This window comes from Novosphingobium naphthalenivorans NBRC 102051, from assembly GCF_001590985.1.
GTDB classification, from domain to species: Bacteria; Pseudomonadota; Alphaproteobacteria; order Sphingomonadales; family Sphingomonadaceae; genus Novosphingobium; species Novosphingobium naphthalenivorans.
This window is the reverse complement of record NZ_BCTX01000005.1, coordinates 1-17,152: the sequence shown is the minus strand read 5'-3', so window position 1 is coordinate 17,152 and position 17,152 is coordinate 1. Positions and strand designations below refer to the sequence as shown.

11 protein-coding genes and 2 pseudogenes are annotated in these 17,152 nt (G+C 63.4%); 10 read left to right on the top strand and 3 right to left on the bottom strand.

The window, feature by feature from the left end; genetic code table 11:
- Positions 1 to 20: 20 nt before the first annotated feature.
- Entirely contained in the window at positions 21 to 1,547 is a 1,527-nt protein-coding gene (locus NN5_RS02830; RefSeq protein WP_067732546.1) for an aldehyde dehydrogenase (NADP(+)), read from the bottom strand.
- 112 nt (positions 1,548 to 1,659) lie between these two features.
- On the opposite strand from NN5_RS02830, the gene NN5_RS02825 reads away from it, so the two are divergent.
- Complete coding sequence (locus tag NN5_RS02825; RefSeq protein ID WP_245656181.1) at positions 1,660 to 2,427, top strand: FadR/GntR family transcriptional regulator; 768 nt, start codon at positions 1,660 to 1,662, stop codon at positions 2,425 to 2,427.
- A gap of 76 nt (positions 2,428 to 2,503) precedes the next feature.
- On the opposite strand, the gene NN5_RS02820 is transcribed toward NN5_RS02825, so the two are convergent.
- Entirely contained in the window at positions 2,504 to 3,823 is a 1,320-nt protein-coding gene (locus NN5_RS02820) for a sugar MFS transporter (RefSeq protein WP_067732545.1), read from the bottom strand.
- Positions 3,824 to 3,982: 159 nt separating this feature from the next.
- Between NN5_RS02820 and NN5_RS02815 the strand changes: the two genes are divergently transcribed.
- The 8 genes and pseudogenes from NN5_RS02815 to NN5_RS02790 all read left to right on the top strand — a co-directional run bounded on the left by NN5_RS02815 (position 3,983) and on the right by NN5_RS02790 (position 14,581).
- Positions 3,983 to 5,110, top strand: coding sequence for an aldose epimerase family protein (locus NN5_RS02815; RefSeq protein WP_245656179.1), 1,128 nt, complete (start codon positions 3,983 to 3,985; stop codon positions 5,108 to 5,110).
- 17 nt (positions 5,111 to 5,127) lie between these two features.
- Complete coding sequence (locus NN5_RS02810) at positions 5,128 to 6,924, top strand: IlvD/Edd family dehydratase (protein ID WP_067732606.1); 1,797 nt, start codon at positions 5,128 to 5,130, stop codon at positions 6,922 to 6,924.
- 65 nt (positions 6,925 to 6,989) lie between these two features.
- Complete coding sequence (locus NN5_RS02805) at positions 6,990 to 7,844, top strand: SMP-30/gluconolactonase/LRE family protein (RefSeq protein WP_067732543.1); 855 nt, start codon at positions 6,990 to 6,992, stop codon at positions 7,842 to 7,844.
- Positions 7,845 to 7,965: 121 nt separating this feature from the next.
- Positions 7,966 to 8,189, top strand: a pseudogene (locus NN5_RS24920) (IS3 family transposase); the annotation flags it as partial.
- Positions 8,190 to 8,244: 55 nt separating this feature from the next.
- A pseudogene (locus tag NN5_RS26740) lies at positions 8,245 to 8,461 on the top strand (transposase); the annotation flags it as partial.
- A gap of 128 nt (positions 8,462 to 8,589) precedes the next feature.
- Positions 8,590 to 9,150: a TetR/AcrR family transcriptional regulator gene (locus NN5_RS02800; RefSeq protein ID WP_067732542.1), complete on the top strand. Its 561-nt coding sequence runs from the start codon at positions 8,590 to 8,592 to the stop codon at positions 9,148 to 9,150.
- 100 nt (positions 9,151 to 9,250) lie between these two features.
- On the top strand, positions 9,251 to 10,999 hold the full coding sequence (locus tag NN5_RS02795; protein WP_067732541.1) for an acyl-CoA dehydrogenase: 1,749 nt from the start codon (positions 9,251 to 9,253) through the stop codon (positions 10,997 to 10,999).
- A 141-nt stretch (positions 11,000 to 11,140) separates the two neighbouring features.
- A complete protein-coding gene (locus NN5_RS02790) occupies positions 11,141 to 14,581 on the top strand; it encodes a pyruvate carboxylase (protein ID WP_067732540.1) in 3,441 nt (1,146 codons plus the stop codon).
- A gap of 49 nt (positions 14,582 to 14,630) precedes the next feature.
- Here NN5_RS02790 and NN5_RS02785 read toward each other — a convergent pair whose 3' ends face one another.
- A complete protein-coding gene (locus NN5_RS02785; RefSeq protein ID WP_067732539.1) occupies positions 14,631 to 15,545 on the bottom strand; it encodes a LysR family transcriptional regulator in 915 nt (304 codons plus the stop codon).
- Positions 15,546 to 15,727: 182 nt separating this feature from the next.
- Here NN5_RS02785 and NN5_RS27140 point away from each other — a divergent pair.
- On the top strand, positions 15,728 to 17,152 hold a 1,425-nt coding region (locus tag NN5_RS27140; RefSeq protein ID WP_157080975.1), incomplete at its 3' end, for a TonB-dependent receptor plug domain-containing protein.

Below are 17,152 nucleotides of genomic sequence, written 5' to 3'. Positions count from 1 at the left end.
CCGCGGCATTGTCTAAAGTATCAGGACAGCGTGAGCTTGCCGTCGATCAGGCGCGGAGCACCGTCGCCATAAGCGTCGTCACGCAGTTCGGACGGCAGCACCGGCTGGGCGAGGTTCTGGTAGCTGACCGGCCGCAGGAAGCGGTCGATGGCAAGGCTGCCGACCGAGGTCGTGCGCGTATCCGAGGTGGCCGGGAACGGGCCGCCGTGGACCATCGCGTGGCAGACTTCGACGCCCGTTGGCCAGCCATTGGCAAGGATGCGGCCGACCTTGCGTTCCAGCACGGGCAGCAGGCGGGAAGCTACGGCTTCGTCCGCTTCGTCCATGTGCAGGGTGGCGGTGAGCTGGCCTTCGAGGCCTTCGAGCACGGCCTTGAGTTCGGCCTCGTCCTTGCAGCGCACGATCACCGAAGAGGCTCCGAAGACCTCGTGGCCGATGGCCTTGTCGGCGAGGAACTTTTCGGCAGTGGTCTGGAACAGGAACGCGCCGCCGCAAGTGTGACTGCCGTCCTCGCCCTTGGCCAGGGTCTCGACGCCGGCTGTTCCGGCCAGCGTTGCGACGCCCCTGGCATAGGCCGCGGCAATGCCGGTGGTGAGCATCGTCTGCGGCTTGGCGGCGGACACGCCGCCGGTGGCTGCGGCGATGAAGGCGTCGAGGCCTTCGCCTTGGATCGCGAGCACGAGGCCCGGATTGGTGCAGAACTGGCCTGCCCCCATGGTGAGCGAACCGACGAACGCGGTGCCAAGCGCCTGGCCGCGTGCCTTCAGGGCTTCGGGAAGCAGCAGGACCGGGTTGACGCTCGACATTTCGGCGTAGACCGGGATCGGCACGTCGCGCTGCTGCGCGAGCCTGGCCAGCGCCAGGCCGCCCGCGCGCGAGCCGGTGAAGCCCACCGCCATGATGCGCGGATCCTGCACCAGCGCGGCGCCGAGTTCGTTCGACGGGCCGGTAAGGTGCTGGAAGACGCCTTTGGGCAGGCCGCATTCCGACACGGCCTTGCTGATGGCCTGCGCGACAAGCGCGCCAGTGATCGGATGGGCAGGGTGCCCCTTGACCACGACCGGGCATCCGGCGGCGAGAGCCGACGCGGTGTCGCCGCCTGCGGTCGAGAAGGCGAGCGGGAAGTTCGAGGCACCGAACACGGCGACCGGGCCGACCGGGATCATGCGCAGGCGCAGGTCGGGGCGCGGGGGCTGGCGGTCGGGCAGGGCGGGATCGATGCGAAGCTGCTGCCACTGGCCCTTGCGGACCACGTCCGCGAACAGGCGAAGCTGACTGCAGGTGCGGCCGCGCTCGCCTTCGGCGCGCATGCGGGGCAAGCCGCTTTCGGAGAGGTAGGCGTCGATCAGCGCATCGCCGATCGCCATGATCTCGTCGGCGATTCGCTCAAGGAACGTGGCGCGATCCTCGCGGCTGGTGGCGCGGTAAATGTCGAACGCGGCATCGGCTTCGGCGCAGGCCGCCGCGACATCCGCGGGGCCGTGGACATCGAAAGGGGCGCCTTGCGGTTCGCCGGTTTCGGCAGCCACGGAACGGAATTCGGTCATCTGGGATCTCCCTATTTACTCCGACATATTCCGTGATGAGGATAAACGCAATGTTTGTCGTTCCTTCCCGGTGTCAGGGCTGGTAGGCTTATTAGCGGAGGTGGCGGAAATCGTGACAGAAGCTGGCATTACCAAGGAAGTGGAAGGCGCAAAGGCCGTCAAGGAACCCCGTGGTCCGGGGCGCCGCCTGCATGGTGCGATCGCGCACAAGCTGGGTACGGACATCTTGTCAGGCAAATATGCGCCGGGTGATATTCTCTCTGGCGAAGTGGCTTTTGCGGAAGAACTGAAGGTTTCCCGGAGCGCTTATCGTGAAGCAATTCAGGTGCTTACCGCGAAGGGGCTGGTGGCGAGCCGTCCCAAGGCAGGCACGCGCGTATTGCCACGCGACCGCTGGAACCTGCTCGATCCCGAGGTGCTGGGCTGGGCCTTTGCCGGAGAGCCCGACGTGCATTTCGTGCGCAGCCTCTTCGAATTGCGCGCCATCGTCGAGCCGGCGGCGGCCCGCCTTGCCGCGCAGCGGCGGGACAAGGCGGACCTCAAGATCATGAAGGATGCGCTTGGCGCAATGCGTCAGCACACGCTGACGACCGAAGCGGGGCGGGCGGCGGACCGCGATTTCCACAATGCGATTCTTCACGCCACGCGCAACGACGCGCTGATGGTGCTGAGCGCCAGCATCGGCGCGGCGGTGAACTGGACGACCCAGTTCAAGCAGCGCTCCCGCGCGCTGCCACGCAATCCGATTCCCGATCATGCGCGCGTTTACGATGCCATTGCGGTAGGCGATGCCGATGCCGCGGCCGAGGCGATGAACGTGCTGGTCGACCTCGCGTTGGAGGATACCCGCAGCGCGATGGAGCAGCAGGGCGAAGGCTAGAGGCTCTGGGCATACACGGAAAAAGGCCCCGGCATCGCTGCCGGGGCCTTTTTAGTTTGAGGGATTTGCCGGGGAATCAATCAGGTTCGACGACGACCAGATCGGGTTCTACATGCGTCGGCCTGCTGCCCCAGAGCGCGTAGAACAGCACGTAGAGTTCACAGGCGGCAGTCAGCAGGAACGAAGTCTGTAGGCCGTAGGTGTCCGCCATCCAGCCCTGCACCGCGACCAGCGCGCCGCCGGCAATGGCCATGACCAGCAGGCCCGAGGCCTCTTCGGTGAGCGGGCCGAGGCCCTTGATGCCGAGCGTGAAGATGGTCGGGAACATGATCGAGTGAAACAGGCCCACCAGGATCAGCGACCACATGGCCACCGGGCCGTGCGCGAAGACGGTGATCATCATCACCACGAAGGCGCCGATCGAAAACAGGGCCAGGACTTTGGCGGCATCGAAGCGCTGCATGATTGCCGAGCCGGCAAAGCGGCCAACCATCATACCGCCCCACAGGAACGAGAGATAGTTGCCTGCCATTTCGTGCGTCATGTTGCCGATATCGGGGCGGCTGACGAAGTTGATGAAGAGGTTGGCAACACCGATTTCCGCAATCAGGTAGATGAAGATGGCGGGCACGCCGAAGACCAGGTTGCGGTGCTTGAGCAGTTCAGGATTGAGCAGCCGGGACTTCCGCTTTTCACCGTTCCTGCCGCTCTTCATCACCGGCAGCGGGAAGCGCGCGATAACCACGGCAAGCACCACCAGGACCACCGCGACAAGCCCGTAGGGCAGGATCACCGCGTGGGCGTCGGCAAGGCGTTCTGCCTCGGTCAGGACTGTGCCCGCGGCGGCCGTGCCGCTCTTGGAGCGGCCGAGGATCAGGTAGGCGCCGAAAGCCGGGGCGAGCATCGTACCGGCCGAGTTCATCGCCTGCACCAGATTGAGCCGCGAAGAGGCGGTTTCAGGCTTGCCGACAACCGCCACGTAGGGGTTGGCCGCCACCTGCAGCAGGGTGATGCCCGAAGCGATCACGAAGAGCATCACCAGCGTCACGCCGTAGGAAGGAATGCTGGCGGCCAGCATCATGCCCAGCGCGCCCGCCGCCATGATCAGGAGGCCGGTGACCAGCGATTTCTTGTAGCCGATCCGCTCGATCAGCAGCGCCGAGGGAATCGAGGCGAAGAAATAGGCGATGAACCAGACCGATTCGATCAGGGCGGCCTGAAAATAGGTCAGTTCGAACACGCTGCGCAGGTGCGGCAGCAGCGTGTTGTTGATGACGGTGATGAATCCCCACATGAAAAAAAGGCTCGCAAGCAGCGTCAGGGCCGGGCCGTAGCGGACTCCCTCGTCGTGGGGAGCTGTGGCGGGCGTGCCTGCTGAAGAGACCACTGATGGCATGTCTATCCTCTCGATCAGGGCGCGATCGGCGTCGATTGCGAAGCTGCTTGCGCTCTTTCTATTTGTCGGACTATATGTGGTGCGGCAGCCCGTCAATGGGGCAGGACAATTCCAGGTACGATTGGGAGCATTTTGGGAATGAGGAATCTCTCCAGGATCATGGCCGGTACCGCGGCTCTGGCGCTGTGCGCCACGCTGAGCGCGCAGGCTCTGGCTGCCGAAGCGACTCAAGCCCCGGCAGGCAAGCTCTCCGATGGCAGCGACGTGACGGCGGTAACGCTCAAGGCGGATAACGGCGTTTCCGCCACGATCCTGACTTTCGGTGCCACGCTCGAAAAGTTCATGGCTCCCGATCGCGACGGCAAACTGGCCGACATCACCCTCGGCTACGACAAGCTGGCCGACTACGAAGCGCGTCCGAACTACTGGGGCGCCACCATCGGCCGCTATGCCAACCGCATTGCCGGGGGCAAATTCACGCTCGACGGTAAGAGCTACCAGCTTCCGCAGAACGACGGCGACAACTCGCTGCATGGCGGCGGCAAGGGCTGGGACGTCCGGAACTGGAAGATTGATTCGATCAAGTCAGGCCCGGTCGCCAGCGTCGTCTTCTCGCTGGTCAGCTCCGATGGGGATGCCGGCTATCCGGGCACCGTGAAGGCCAAGGTGACCTATACGCTCGATGAGGCCGGCTCGCTGTGCATCACGTTCGATGCGGCGACCGACAAGCCGACGGTCATCAACATGACCAACCACGCCATCTTCAACATGGCGGGCGAGGGTGCGCCGCAGGGCGCCATGCAGAACGTGCTGACGATCCCGGCCAGCCATTACACGCCGATTGACGCCACGCTTATCCCGACCGGCGAACTGCGGTCCGTCGAGGGCACGGTGTTCGATTTCCGCAAGGGCAAGGCGCTGGAAGACGGGCTGCGTGACGGCACTGACCAGCAGATCGTCTATGGCCGCGGCTTCGATCACAACTTCGCGCTCGACAAGGGCGTGACCAAAAAACCCGAACTTGCCGCTCGTCTGGAGGATCCCGCCTCGGGCCGCGTACTCGAAGTGCTCACCACCGAGCCCGGCCTGCAGGTCTATTCCGGCAACTTCCTCGACGGAACCTACATCGGCAAGCAGGGCCATCTCTACCGCATGGGCGACGGCATTGCCCTCGAACCCCAGAAATTCCCCGATTCTCCCAATCACAGCAACTTCGTTCCGGCCCGCGTCGATCCCGGCAAGCCCTACCGGCATGTCATGATCTACCGCGTGTCCGTTGACCGTTGAACGAGACGAACACCGATATGACCGATACCCAGAAGCCCAAGCTGCGCTCACGTGCCTGGTTCGACAATCCCGACAACATCGACATGACCTCGCTCTATCTGGAGCGGTATCTCAACTTCGGTCTCAGTCTCGAGGAATTGCGTTCGGGCAAGCCGATCATCGGCATTGCCCAGTCGGGCAGCGACCTCTCGCCCTGCAACCGTCATCACCTCGTGCTGGCTGAACGCATCCGCGAGGGCATTCGCGAGGCGGGCGGCATCGCCATCGAATTCCCGGTTCACCCGATCCAGGAAACCGGCAAGCGCCCCACAGCCGGGCTCGATCGCAACCTGTCGTACCTCGGCCTTGTCGAGGCGCTCTACGGCTATCCGCTCGACGGCGTGGTGCTGACCACCGGCTGCGACAAGACCACGCCTGCCATGATCATGGCGGCCGCGACCGTGAACATCCCGGCAATCGCGCTCTCGGTCGGTCCGATGCTCAATGGCTGGCACAAGGGCGAGCGCACCGGTTCGGGCACGATCGTGTGGAAGGGCCGCGAGATGATGGCCAAGGGTGAGCTTGACGCCGACGGTTTCGTCAAGCTCGTGGCATCGTCCGCGCCCTCGACCGGCTACTGCAACACCATGGGCACGGCGACGACGATGAACTCGCTCGCCGAGGCGCTGGGCATGATGCTGCCCGGCTCGGCGGCGATCCCCGCGCCCTACCGTGACCGACAGGAATGCGCCTACCACACCGGCAAGCGCATCGTGGACATGGTGCACGAAGACCTCAAGCCTTCGGATATCCTGACGCTCGATGCCTTCCACAACGCCATCGTGGTCAATGCCGCGATCGGCGGTTCGACCAATGCGCCGATCCACCTTGCCGCCATCGCGCGCCATATCGGTGTCGAACTGCCGCTCAAGGACTGGGAGACCTACGGCCACAAGATCCCGCTGCTGGTGAACCTGCAGCCTGCCGGTGAATATCTCGGCGAGGATTACTACCGTGCGGGCGGCGTGCCCGCTGTGGTCGCCCAGCTCATCAAGCAGGGTCTGATCGTTGAGGGTGCGATGACCGTCAACGGCAAGACCATGGGCGACAACTGCCGCGATGCCACGATCGAGGACGAGCGCGTGATCAAGCCGTTCGACCAGCCACTGGTGGAAGAAGCGGGCTTCCTCGTGCTGTCGGGCAACCTGTTCGACGCGGCGATCATGAAGACCAGTGTGATTTCGGACGAGTTCCGCCAGCGCTATCTCTCGAACCCTGATGATCCGGAGGCCTTCGAGGGCCCGGCCGTCGTGTTCGATGGCCCCGAGGACTACCACCACCGTATCGACGACCCGTCGCTGGGCATTACGCCCGAGACGCTGATGTTCATGCGCGGTGCTGGCCCCATCGGCTATCCGGGCGCGGCCGAGGTCGTGAATATGCGCCCGCCGGCCTATCTCATCACAGAGGGCGTTACGGCGCTGCCGTGCATCGGCGATGGCCGCCAGTCGGGCACTTCGGGCAGTCCCTCGATCCTTAATGCGAGCCCGGAAGCTGCGGCGATGGGTGGCCTCGCGCTGCTCGAAACCGGCGACCGGGTGCGCATGGACCTGAAGAAGGGCACGGTGAATGTGCTCGTTTCCGATGAGGAGCTGGCCGCGCGCCGGGCCGCGCTGGAAGCGAAGGGCGGTTACGCCTATCCTGCCTCGCAGACGCCGTGGCAGGAAATCCAGCGCTCGGTGGTCGGTCAGATGGACACGGGCGCAATCCTCGAAGGCGCGGAGAAGTACCAGCGGATCGCCCAGACCATGGGCCTGCCGCGCGACAATCACTGAGCCGGACAGGGCACTGAGCCCGACAGGGCGCAGAGCCTGACAGGACACGGAAGGGAGAGGGCGTCATGGCCGAATGGCGCAAGATCGAACGCGACGTGCGCGACGCGCTGGGGGAAGGCACCTTGTGGAGCGCTTGCGACAACGCGGTCTATTGGGTCGATATCCTGGCGCCCGCTCTCAACCGGCTGTCGCTGACCGATGGCAGCGTAGAGCGGTGGGACATGCCCGAGCCGCTCGGCTGGGTCGTGGAAAACGAGGCCGGCGATCTGATCGGTGGCTTCCAGAGCGGCATCGGACGAATTTCCGCTGATCGCTGCGCCGTCAGCCACATCGCTGCGCTGGAGCCGCATTTTCCCGGAAACCGCATGAACGACGGCAAGGCGGACCGGCACGGCGCGATCTGGTGCGGCACCATGGACACGGCCGAGGAAGAAGCGCGCGGTTCGCTATACCGGATCGATCCGGATGGCACATGGCAAGTGATGGACCGCGATTACATGGTACCCAACGGTCCCGCTTTCTCGGTCTGCGGACGATGGCTGTATCATTCGGACACGGCAAAGCGGACGATTTACCGCTTTACGATCACGGATACCGGGATCGCTGACAAGAAAGCGTTCATCCAGTTCGGCGAGGATGATGGCTATCCCGACGGCATGACGGTCGATCGCGAGGGCTGCCTCTGGGTCGCACACTGGGATGGCGGACGCGTCAGCCGTTTCGATCCTGACGGCGTGCTGGACAGCGCCATAGCATTGCCCGCGCGGCGCATCACCAACATTACCTTTGCTGGTGAGGGACTGGATCGCATGTTCGTCGCCTCGGCCGCGATAGGGGCGACGGAGTCCGAATTCGATGGCGCCTTGTTCGAGGTGGAGAGCGACGCAACCGGTATCCCCCCAGGCATTTATCGAGGCTAGGTCGTAAGCTCATAAAATAGCTTGATGTTTAGCAGATGGGCTGATTCGAAGCTTTCTTGATTGGAAGGTTTGAATAGCCCGTGGATTTCTGGACGCCTTCTATCCTAATTTTGAGGGCAGGAGCCGGCGCGGCAACTGCCATGACAACGCGGTGGCCGAAAGCTTCTTCTCCTCGCTCAAGCGCGAGCGTATCCGGCGCCGTACCTACAAAACACGCGAAGAAGCCCGCCAAGACGTGTTCGATGACATCGAGAGTTCTGCAGCCCGGTATGCAAGCACGTCAGGAACGGGATGCTGCCGCCCGCACAGTTCGAACGGCAGCAGATTTTGAAAGCAGAAGGCGTCTGGGAAACGAGGCGCTATTCAGTTGCCGCCGGACAGAACGGCGAGTTGCTAATGCGAGTTGCTAATGATCGATTCCACTTGCGTACGCGTCCACCAACAAGGCGCGGTGGGCAAAAAGGGGGGGGGGCGATCGTGGCGTGGGATGTTCCCGGGGCGACCTCACCAGCAAACGCCACGCTCTTGTCGATGCTGACGGTCGTCCTGTCAGTTCGACGCTGACAGGCGGGCAAGTCCACGATGCATGCGAGGCTGAGGCTCTCATCAAGCAGATTCCTGCAAGGGCAACGAGGAGCGCTTGTCCCGTCGCAACGCAGCGATTGCTGGTCTTGTTTGAAACAGCGATGCCAGCGTAAAGCGTCAGGTATGAAGATTTTCAGCATAGTTCCGTCACGCTGCCCGAATGGCTGAAGAGAACCAAGTTGGCCGCAGGCGCCAGATTCTCGAAATCGCGGCGCAGCTTTTCGCGAGCAAAGGCTTTCGTGGCACATCGATGCGGGACATCGGTTCCGCGGCGGGGGTGCTGGGCGGCTCGCTCTATCACCATATCAAGTCCAAGGATGCGCTTTTCGTCGAATTGCACAATGCCGCTCTGGATGCCGCAGAGGAGCGGATTGAAGCTGCCGTGGCCAAGTGCAATGATCCATGGCAGCGCCTCCATGCGGCTTGTGAGACATTGCTTGAGATCCAGCTCGCACCGGATTCTCTGACGACTCCGATGATGAACGATTTTCGCGAAGTGCCGGACGATGTGCGCCCCAAACTGATTGAGCGGCGCGATCGGTTCGAGGACATCTTCCGTGTGCTCGTGGACGCGCTGCCGCTTCCCGCATCGATCGACCGGTCGATCTATCGTAACCTGCTGCTGTCCCAGTTGAATTCCGCTGCCGGTTGGTATCGGCCTGGGCGCCTGTCTCCTGCCGGTCTTGCGGACCAGATTGTCGCCGTCTTCCGCCACGAATAACCGGTGATCGTGCCGTGCAAAGGGGCCTGGGCCGATTGCCGAATTTGACTGTAACATACGTTTGGTATAGTCGCTTGCAGCGTTATGCGAGGAGAAGGCCATGCAAACCTACGTTCCGCCGATTGAGGACTACCGTTTCCTGCTGGAGGAGGTGCTCGGATTCGGCGAAGCCATGGCGCAGCTCGGGAAGGAGGCGGACATCGATCTGGCCATGGCCGTGCTCGAAGAGGCTGGCCGTTTCTGCGCTCAGGTTGTTCAGCCGCTCAACCGGGAGGGCGATGAGCAGGGCAGTCTGCTGATCGATGGCGCTGTGCGCACGCCGCCGGGTTTCGCCGAGGCATACCGCAGCTTTGCCGATGCCGGTTGGGCGGCTCTTTCGGCAAGTGAGGATCATGGCGGGCAAGGGTTGCCGTTTGTGCTGCAGCTTTGGTTCGACGAGATGCTTTCGGCGACGAACCTGGCGTTTGGCCTGTTTCCCGGCCTGACGCGTGGTGCCTGCGAGGCGATTGCCGCGCATGCCAGCGACGAGCTCAAGTCCGTCTGGCTGGAGCCGCTGGTCACCGGCGAATGGACCGGTGCCATGGCGCTGACCGAGAGCGGGGCTGGTAGTGACCTCGCACTGCTCAGGGCCAAGGCCGTGCCCGATGGCCAGGGTGCTTACGCCGTGAGCGGAACCAAGATCTTCATTTCGTCGGGCGATCATGACTTTGGTGGCAACATCGTTCATCTTGTGCTGGCGCGGCTGCCCGATGCCCCATCTGGCGTGAAGGGCATAAGCCTCTTTCTCGTCCCGAAGTTTCTTCAGGACGGGCAGGGCGATTTCACCGTCCGCAACGCCTTGTCGGTGGGGGCGCTGGAGCAGAAGATGGGCATCCACGCCCAACCCACATGTGTCATGAATTATGACGGGGCCAAGGGCTGGCTTGTCGGCGAACCCCACCGCGGATTGGCCGCGATGTTCACGATGATGAATGCCGAGCGCCTGATGGTCGGCATTCAGGGGCTGGGTATCGCCGGCGGGGCCTACCAGCAGGCGGTCGCCTATGCCCGTGAGCGTCTTCAGGGGCGCAGTTCCGACGGCACGCGTTCTCCCGTCCCGATTATCGAGCATGCAGATGTGCGCCGCATGCTGCTGCAGGTGCGCGCGTTCGTGGAAGGCGGACGAGCCCTGGCCGGATGGACGGCGTTGCAGCTCGATGCCGCGCGATCGCATCCGGACGCGGCAGAACGGGCAAAGGCGGATAGTCTTGTTGCCCTGCTGACGCCGGTCGTGAAAGCCGCGTTCACCGACTTCGGCTTCGAAAGCGCGGTTCAGGCGCAGCAGGTCTTCGGCGGACACGGCTACATCCGCGAATGGGGCATGGAGCAATTCGTGCGCGATGCGCGCATTGCCCAGATATATGAGGGGACCAACGGCATTCAGGCGATGGACCTCATTGGCCGCAAGCTCGCCATGGACGGGGGAGCGGTCGTGACCGGGTTCTTCGACCTGATGGAAGCCGATCTTGCCCAGGCCGCGCGAACGGCAGGCGCGGAATTGATCGCGGAACATGCCCGAGAGGCGCTGGAGCTGCTGCGCCGGGCAACGGCCGGGCTGCGCGATGGCGACATCGATGCGCTGGGCGCGGCAGCGGTCGATTACCTGCGGCTGTTCGCCCTTGTCGCGCTGGGCTGGATGTGGGCGCGCATGGCCGCGGCGGCATCGGCAGGGGACACGCCGTTCCACGCCTCGAAAACGCTGGTGGCAAACTTCTTTGCAACGCGTATTCTGCCGCAGGCCAAAGGCCTTGTGGCCAGCATTGCCGCTGGCGAAGAGCCGATCATGGCACTGAACGCAGATGCGTTCTGACGGATAACAGAAACGTTCCAGATCAGAGGATTGCCTGAAGTGCCCCAGTTATCTGGCGGCGTCATCTGGCGGTGTCATCTGGCGGTGCAGGGGCTGGCTGTCTGATCGGCGTTGCTATCACGACAATGGCAGGGGGTAGAGATGGGTCACGGCATACGAAAACTGCTTGTTGCCAACCGTAGCGAGATTGCGATCCGCGTTTTTCGTGCGGCGACTGAACTCGGTATCCGCACGGTTGCGATCTATGCGGAGGAAGACAAGCTCTCGCTGCATCGTTTCAAGGCGGACGAAGCCTACCACCTGGGCGACGGTGCCGGGCCAATCGCAGCCTATCTCGACGGGAAGCGCATTATCGAGATCGCCAGGGCGGCGCATGTCGATGCGATCCACCCCGGCTACGGGTTCCTTTCGGAAAGCCCTGATTTCGCAGAGGCCTGTGCCGAGGCCGGGATCACCTTCATCGGCCCGTCGCCCGAGACGATGCGCAGCCTGGGGGACAAGGTCTCCGCCCGCCACATCGCGATGGGCGCCGATGTTCCCGTGGTGCCGGCCAGCGAGCCGCTGCCCGATGACGACGACGAGATCAGGCGCATCGCGGCGGGCATTGGCTACCCGCTCATGCTCAAGGCGAGTTGGGGCGGCGGCGGGCGCGGGATGCGTCCGATCGAGGACGAGGCGGGCCTGCTCGATGCCGTCCGTTCCGGCAAGCGCGAGGCCAAGGCCGCTTTCGGGCGCGATGAGGTCTATCTGGAAAAACTGATCCGCCGGGCCCGCCATGTCGAAGTGCAACTGCTCGGCGACAGCCACGGCAATCTGTTCCATCTGTTCGAGCGTGACTGTTCGATCCAGCGCCGCAACCAGAAGGTGATCGAGCGGGCGCCGGCCCCCTATCTCGACGAGACAACGCGCCGGGCGCTGTGCGATGCCGCGCTCAGGATCGGCCGGGCGACGGGTTATGTGGGCGCGGGCACGGTCGAGTTCCTGATGGATCAGGACAGCGGTGCCTTCTACTTCATCGAAGTCAATCCGCGCATCCAGGTCGAGCACACGGTGACCGAGATGGTCACTGATATCGACATCGTGAAGGCGCAGATCAGGATCGCGACCGGCGGCCATCTCGGCGTGCCCGAGGAGACCGGGGTTCCCCCGCAGGACCAGATCCGGCTGACGGGCCACGCCATGCAATGTCGCATCACCACCGAAGATCCGGAAAACAACTTCATCCCGGACTATGGCCGCATCACGGCCTATCGCGGGGCGTTCGGCTATGGCGTTCGGGTCGATGGCGGCACGGCCTACTCGGGGGCGGTGGTCACGCGGTTCTACGATCCGCTGCTGGAAAAGATCACGTGCTGGGCGCCGACGTCCGGCGAGGTGATCGCGCGCATGACGCGCGCGCTGAGCGAATACCGGATTCGCGGCGTCGCCACGAACCTGGCCTTCCTCGAAAATGTCCTGCGGCACCCGGACTTTACCGCCAACCGGTATACGACCAGGTTCATCGACGAGACACCCGGGCTCCTGAATCTCGGCAAGCGGCGCGACCGGGCGACGCGTCTGCTGACCTATGTTGCCGATGTCACGGTCAACGGTCATCCGGACGTAAAGGGCAGGGCGTTGCCCTCCGCCCATGCCCGTACGCCCAAAGTGCCCGAGGTGTCGGGAGATGTGCCGGACGGCACGCGCCAGATCCTTGAACGCGACGGTGCGGCTGGCCTTGCCCGCTGGATCCGGGCGCAGGACCGGCCGCTGCTGACCGATACGACGATGCGTGATGCACACCAGTCGCTGCTCGCTACCCGTATGCGCAGTACGGACATGATCGCGGTGGCCGGCAGTTATGCGCACATGGTGCCGCAGCTTTTCAGCCTTGAGTGCTGGGGCGGCGCGACATTCGATGTCGCCATGCGCTTCCTGCAGGAGGACCCCTGGGAGCGCCTCGATGCCATTCGCCAGAAGGCGCCGAACCTGCTCACACAGATGCTGCTGCGCGGTGCCAATGGCGTTGGCTACACGAACTATCCCGACAACATCGTGCGCCACTTCATCGCGCAGGCCGCCAACGGGATCGACGTGTTCCGCATCTTCGACTGCCTCAATTGGGTCGAGAACATGCGTGTCGCCATCGATGCCGTGGTCGAGAGCGGGAAGGTCGCCCAGGGGGCGCTGTGCTACACCGGTGACATCCTCGATCCTGATCGTGCGAAGTACAGCCTTGCCTACTACGTCGATCTGGCCCGCCAGCTGGAGGCGGCCGGCTGTCACATGCTGGCAGTCAAGGACATGGCCGGCCTGCTCAAGCCGAAGGCCGCAACAGCGCTGTTCAAGGCGCTGCGGGAAGCGACGGACCTGCCCATAGCGCTGCACAGCCATGACACCTCGGGCGTGGCCGCCGCCACGCTGCTGGCGGCCATCGATGCCGGGGCCGATAGTGTCGATGCGGCGATGGACGCCATGTCCGGCACGACATCGCAGCCTTGCCTTGGCGCTATTGTCGAGGCTTTGCGCAATACGGACAAGGACACCGGCATCGATCCGCGCGCCATCCGCGAGATCAGCTTCTACTGGGAAGCGGTGCGCGCGCAGTACGCAGCCTTTGAAAGCGACCTGCGCTCGGGGGCTTCGGAAGTCTATCTGCACGAAATGCCCGGCGGCCAGTTCACCAACCTCAAGGAACAGGCGCGCAGCCTGGGCCTCGATACGCGCTGGCATGAAGTCGCGAGCGCCTATCACGATGCCAACATGCTCTTCGGCGACATCGTCAAGGTTACGCCGTCCTCTAAGGTGGTGGGAGACATGGCGCTGATGATGGTGGCGCAGGACCTGACACCGGCCGATGTCCTCGACACGAGCCGGGAGATCGCGTTTCCGGCCTCGGTCGTGGAAATGCTGCGGGGCGATCTCGGGCAGCCGCCGGGCGGATGGCCGGAGGGTATCCAGAAGCGGGTGCTTGGCCAGGAAACGCCGGTCACGGTGCGTCCGGCCAGCCTGCTGGGAGAGCAGGATCTCGAAGCCTCGCGCAAGACGGCGGAGAAACAATGCGGGCGCACGCTCGGCGAGACCGAATTTGCCAGCTACCTGATGTATCCCAAGGTGTTCACTGCCTATGCCGAGGCCCGCCGGAAATACGGGCCCGTCTCGGCCCTGCCGACGCCGGTCTATTTCTACGGCATGCAGCCGGGCGACGAGGTCAACGTCGAGATCGAGCAAGGCAAGACACTGGTTGTCAGCCTCACCGCGATCGGTGAAACCGAGGAAGACGGCACGGTGCGCGTGTTCTTCGAACTGAACGGCCAGCCACGCATCATTACCGTGGCCGACCGCAAGGCCGGCGGTGGCAAGGTGGTGCGCCGCATGGCCGATCCGGCGAACGAGAACCATGTCGCCGCACCGATGCCCGGCGTCGTCGCCACGCTCGCGGTGGCACAGGGGCAGGCGGTCAAGGCCGGAGACCTGCTTCTGACGCTGGAGGCGATGAAGATGGAAACGGCGATCACCGCGCCCCGGGACGGAACCGTTGCCGAACTTGCCGTCAAGACCGGGCAGGCCGTCGATGCAAAGGAACTGCTGATCGTATTGTGATGCAAGATGCGGTGCGCGCGCTGCCGTGCACCGCCCCGTGGGGAACGCATCAGGCGTTTTGTGCGGCCATGCTCTGTTTCACGGATTCGATGAACAGCTTCAACAGCGGTGAATCCTCATCCGCGCGATAGATCAGACTCAGATCGAAGGAGGGCACTTCGCGTTCGTCGAGCGAGAGATAATGAACGCCGGGCAACTGAAGGTTTCTGGCCGATTCCACACCCAGAGTGAGGCCTAGCCCGCTCGAAACGAAAGCAATGGCGGTAACCACGTCGTCGACGTTCTGGACGATCTTGGGTTCGATATTGAGGTTGCTGAACAACCGCTGCAGGTAATTGCTGAAACCACCTGGCTGATCGGTGCGGGGATAGAAGATGAGGGGTTCGTCGGCGAGGTCGCGCAGGCTGACCGCGGACTTTCTGGCGAGCGGGTGTTCGCTCGGCACCGCGACGATCATGCGTTCGCGAATGACCGATTCCCAGACAAGGTCGGGGTAATCGAGGAAGAAGCGGTTGAAGCCGAGCAGGATCCGCCTTTCGCGCAGCGCCTTGACCTGCGCTTCACGGTCCATGTTGTGCAGGACGACTTCCACGTCGGGGAAGCTGTTGCGAAACCCCAATACGAAGCGCGGAACGAAATCGAGAACGGCGGAACCGAACACGCCCACGTCCAGCTTGCCAAGCCGTCCTGTTCCGATCAGCTGGGTGCGCTCGCAGGCACGTTCCAGCAGATCGATGATGTTGCAGGCCTCCACGAAAAAGGCCTTGCCGGCACTGGTGGGTTCGATGCCGCTCGAACGGCGCGTCAGCAGTGAGACCCCGACATAGTCCTCAAGCTGCTGGATTTGCCGGGAAAGCGGGGGCTGGGAAATGTTGAGCTCAGCCGATGCGCCTCTGAAGCTGCCGTTCCGGACGATGGCGACGAAATATCGCAGGTGCCTGATATCGATCTTGTTCGCGAACATCGCCTTGCTCCGCTGATACGGTTTCAGAATTGCTTAGAAGGTATCACCATTCCTATCAAATGGTATTGGAGAGTATGTCTCCGTTTCCTCTAATCAGACAGCGTTCGCGCTTGTGAAGGCAGGGGAGGGGCATCCTCGTTCCGCTTCGAGCCTTCACGGTAGCGTCCTTCAGGGAGAGAAACATGTCCGATTGGAAGAAGCTGCTGGTTCCGTATCTCTTGGCGACCACTGCCGCCCTAGGCAGCGCACCGGCTCTTGCGCAGGATGCGGAACAAGAGGGGGGCATCGCCGAGATCGTCGTTACTGCGCAGAAGCGCGCGGAAAGCGCGCAGGACGTTCCGATCGCGATTTCGGTGTTTTCCGGTAGCGATCTGAACGAGCGCGCGGTCAACAACGTCAGTCAGCTCACAGCGGTCGCGCCGAACGTCAACTTCGACAATGGCGTAGCCTTTACCGGCTCGACCGCGGTGCTTGCCGCCTCGATCCGCGGCATCGGTTCGTCCGACTTCGCCTTCAACATCGATCCGGGCGTGGGCGTCTACGTTGACGGCATCTACCTGGCCCGTTCGGTCGGTGCCAACCAGGACTTGCTCGACACAGGCCGGATAGAGGTGCTCAAGGGGCCGCAGGGTACGCTTTTCGGGCGCAACACGATCGGCGGTGCCGTATCGATCGTGACCCGGGATCCTGCTGACCAGTTCCGCGCGCAGGGCGATGTCACCATCGGCCGCTTCAACCTGTTCGAGGCCCGTGGCGCGGTGGACATCCCGCTGACCGACAGCCTCACTTCGCTTGTCACTTTCGATGTGCGCAACAGCAGCGGCTATGCGCGTCGCATTCCTTTTCCCAGCCCGCTGACGGCGAATTCCACGCCCTACACCGCGCTTCCCTCGACCGGCTATGAATCACCTTCGCGCGAAGGTGGCGGTGACAACCGGGCGGTGCGCGGAAAGATCCGGTTCGACAATGGCAGCGCGTTCCGTGCCACGCTGAGCGCCGATTACCAGTATTCCACCAGTACCGCAGCCAACTCGCTTCTGGGCGTGCTCAACGATCCGTCGGTGACGGGGAACCCGAACTTCGCGTTCCTCTACAACACCTGCCGGGCCGCTCCGACCACGGTGCTGGGGTCGCTCGGGCTGATGAACTTCTGCAGCACTTTCGGCACGCAGTTTCCTTCGGTCCGCCGCGATGAAGTTACGCCGATCGATATCGTGACCTATACGCCGGGCGTGAACACCGGGGCCAATCCGAACGCCCATGAGCTGCTCTACACGGATCAGTTCATCACCGGAAATCCGGATACCTCTTATGCCAACGGCAACAACTTCTCGCGGCTGCGCAACTACGGCGTCACGCTGAACGCCGAGCTGGACGTGACCGACAACCTGCTGCTCAAGTCGATCACCGGCTATCGCAACAGCAACTGGCGCTCCGGCCTCGATCTCGACGGCTCTCCGCTCAATATCCTGCACGCCAGCTTCCTGCAGCGCCAGAAGCAGTTCAGCCAGGAATTCCAGCTTGTCGGCAGTGCCCTGAATGACCGCCTGAAATATGTCATCGGAGCCTACTACTTCAAGGAATCGGGCGATCTGCTGGACCTCGTG

Bases quoted from the DNA above. Each gene is read 5' to 3' on its own strand.
- NN5_RS02830 (WP_067732546.1), bottom strand. From the start codon at position 1,547: ATGACCGAATTCCGTTCCGTGGCTGCCGAAACCGGCGAACCGCAAGGC.
- NN5_RS02815 (WP_245656179.1), top strand. From the start codon at position 3,983: ATGGCCGGTACCGCGGCTCTGGCGCTGTGCGCCACGCTGAGCGCGCAG.
- NN5_RS02790 (WP_067732540.1), top strand. From the start codon at position 11,141: ATGGGTCACGGCATACGAAAACTGCTTGTTGCCAACCGTAGCGAGATT.
- NN5_RS02785 (WP_067732539.1), bottom strand. From the start codon at position 15,545: ATGTTCGCGAACAAGATCGATATCAGGCACCTGCGATATTTCGTCGCC.
- NN5_RS02810 (WP_067732606.1), top strand. From the start codon at position 5,128: ATGACCGATACCCAGAAGCCCAAGCTGCGCTCACGTGCCTGGTTCGAC.
- NN5_RS02805 (WP_067732543.1), top strand. From the start codon at position 6,990: ATGGCCGAATGGCGCAAGATCGAACGCGACGTGCGCGACGCGCTGGGG.
- NN5_RS02795 (WP_067732541.1), top strand. From the start codon at position 9,251: ATGCAAACCTACGTTCCGCCGATTGAGGACTACCGTTTCCTGCTGGAG.
- NN5_RS02800 (WP_067732542.1), top strand. From the start codon at position 8,590: ATGGCTGAAGAGAACCAAGTTGGCCGCAGGCGCCAGATTCTCGAAATC.
- NN5_RS02820 (WP_067732545.1), bottom strand. From the start codon at position 3,823: ATGCCATCAGTGGTCTCTTCAGCAGGCACGCCCGCCACAGCTCCCCAC.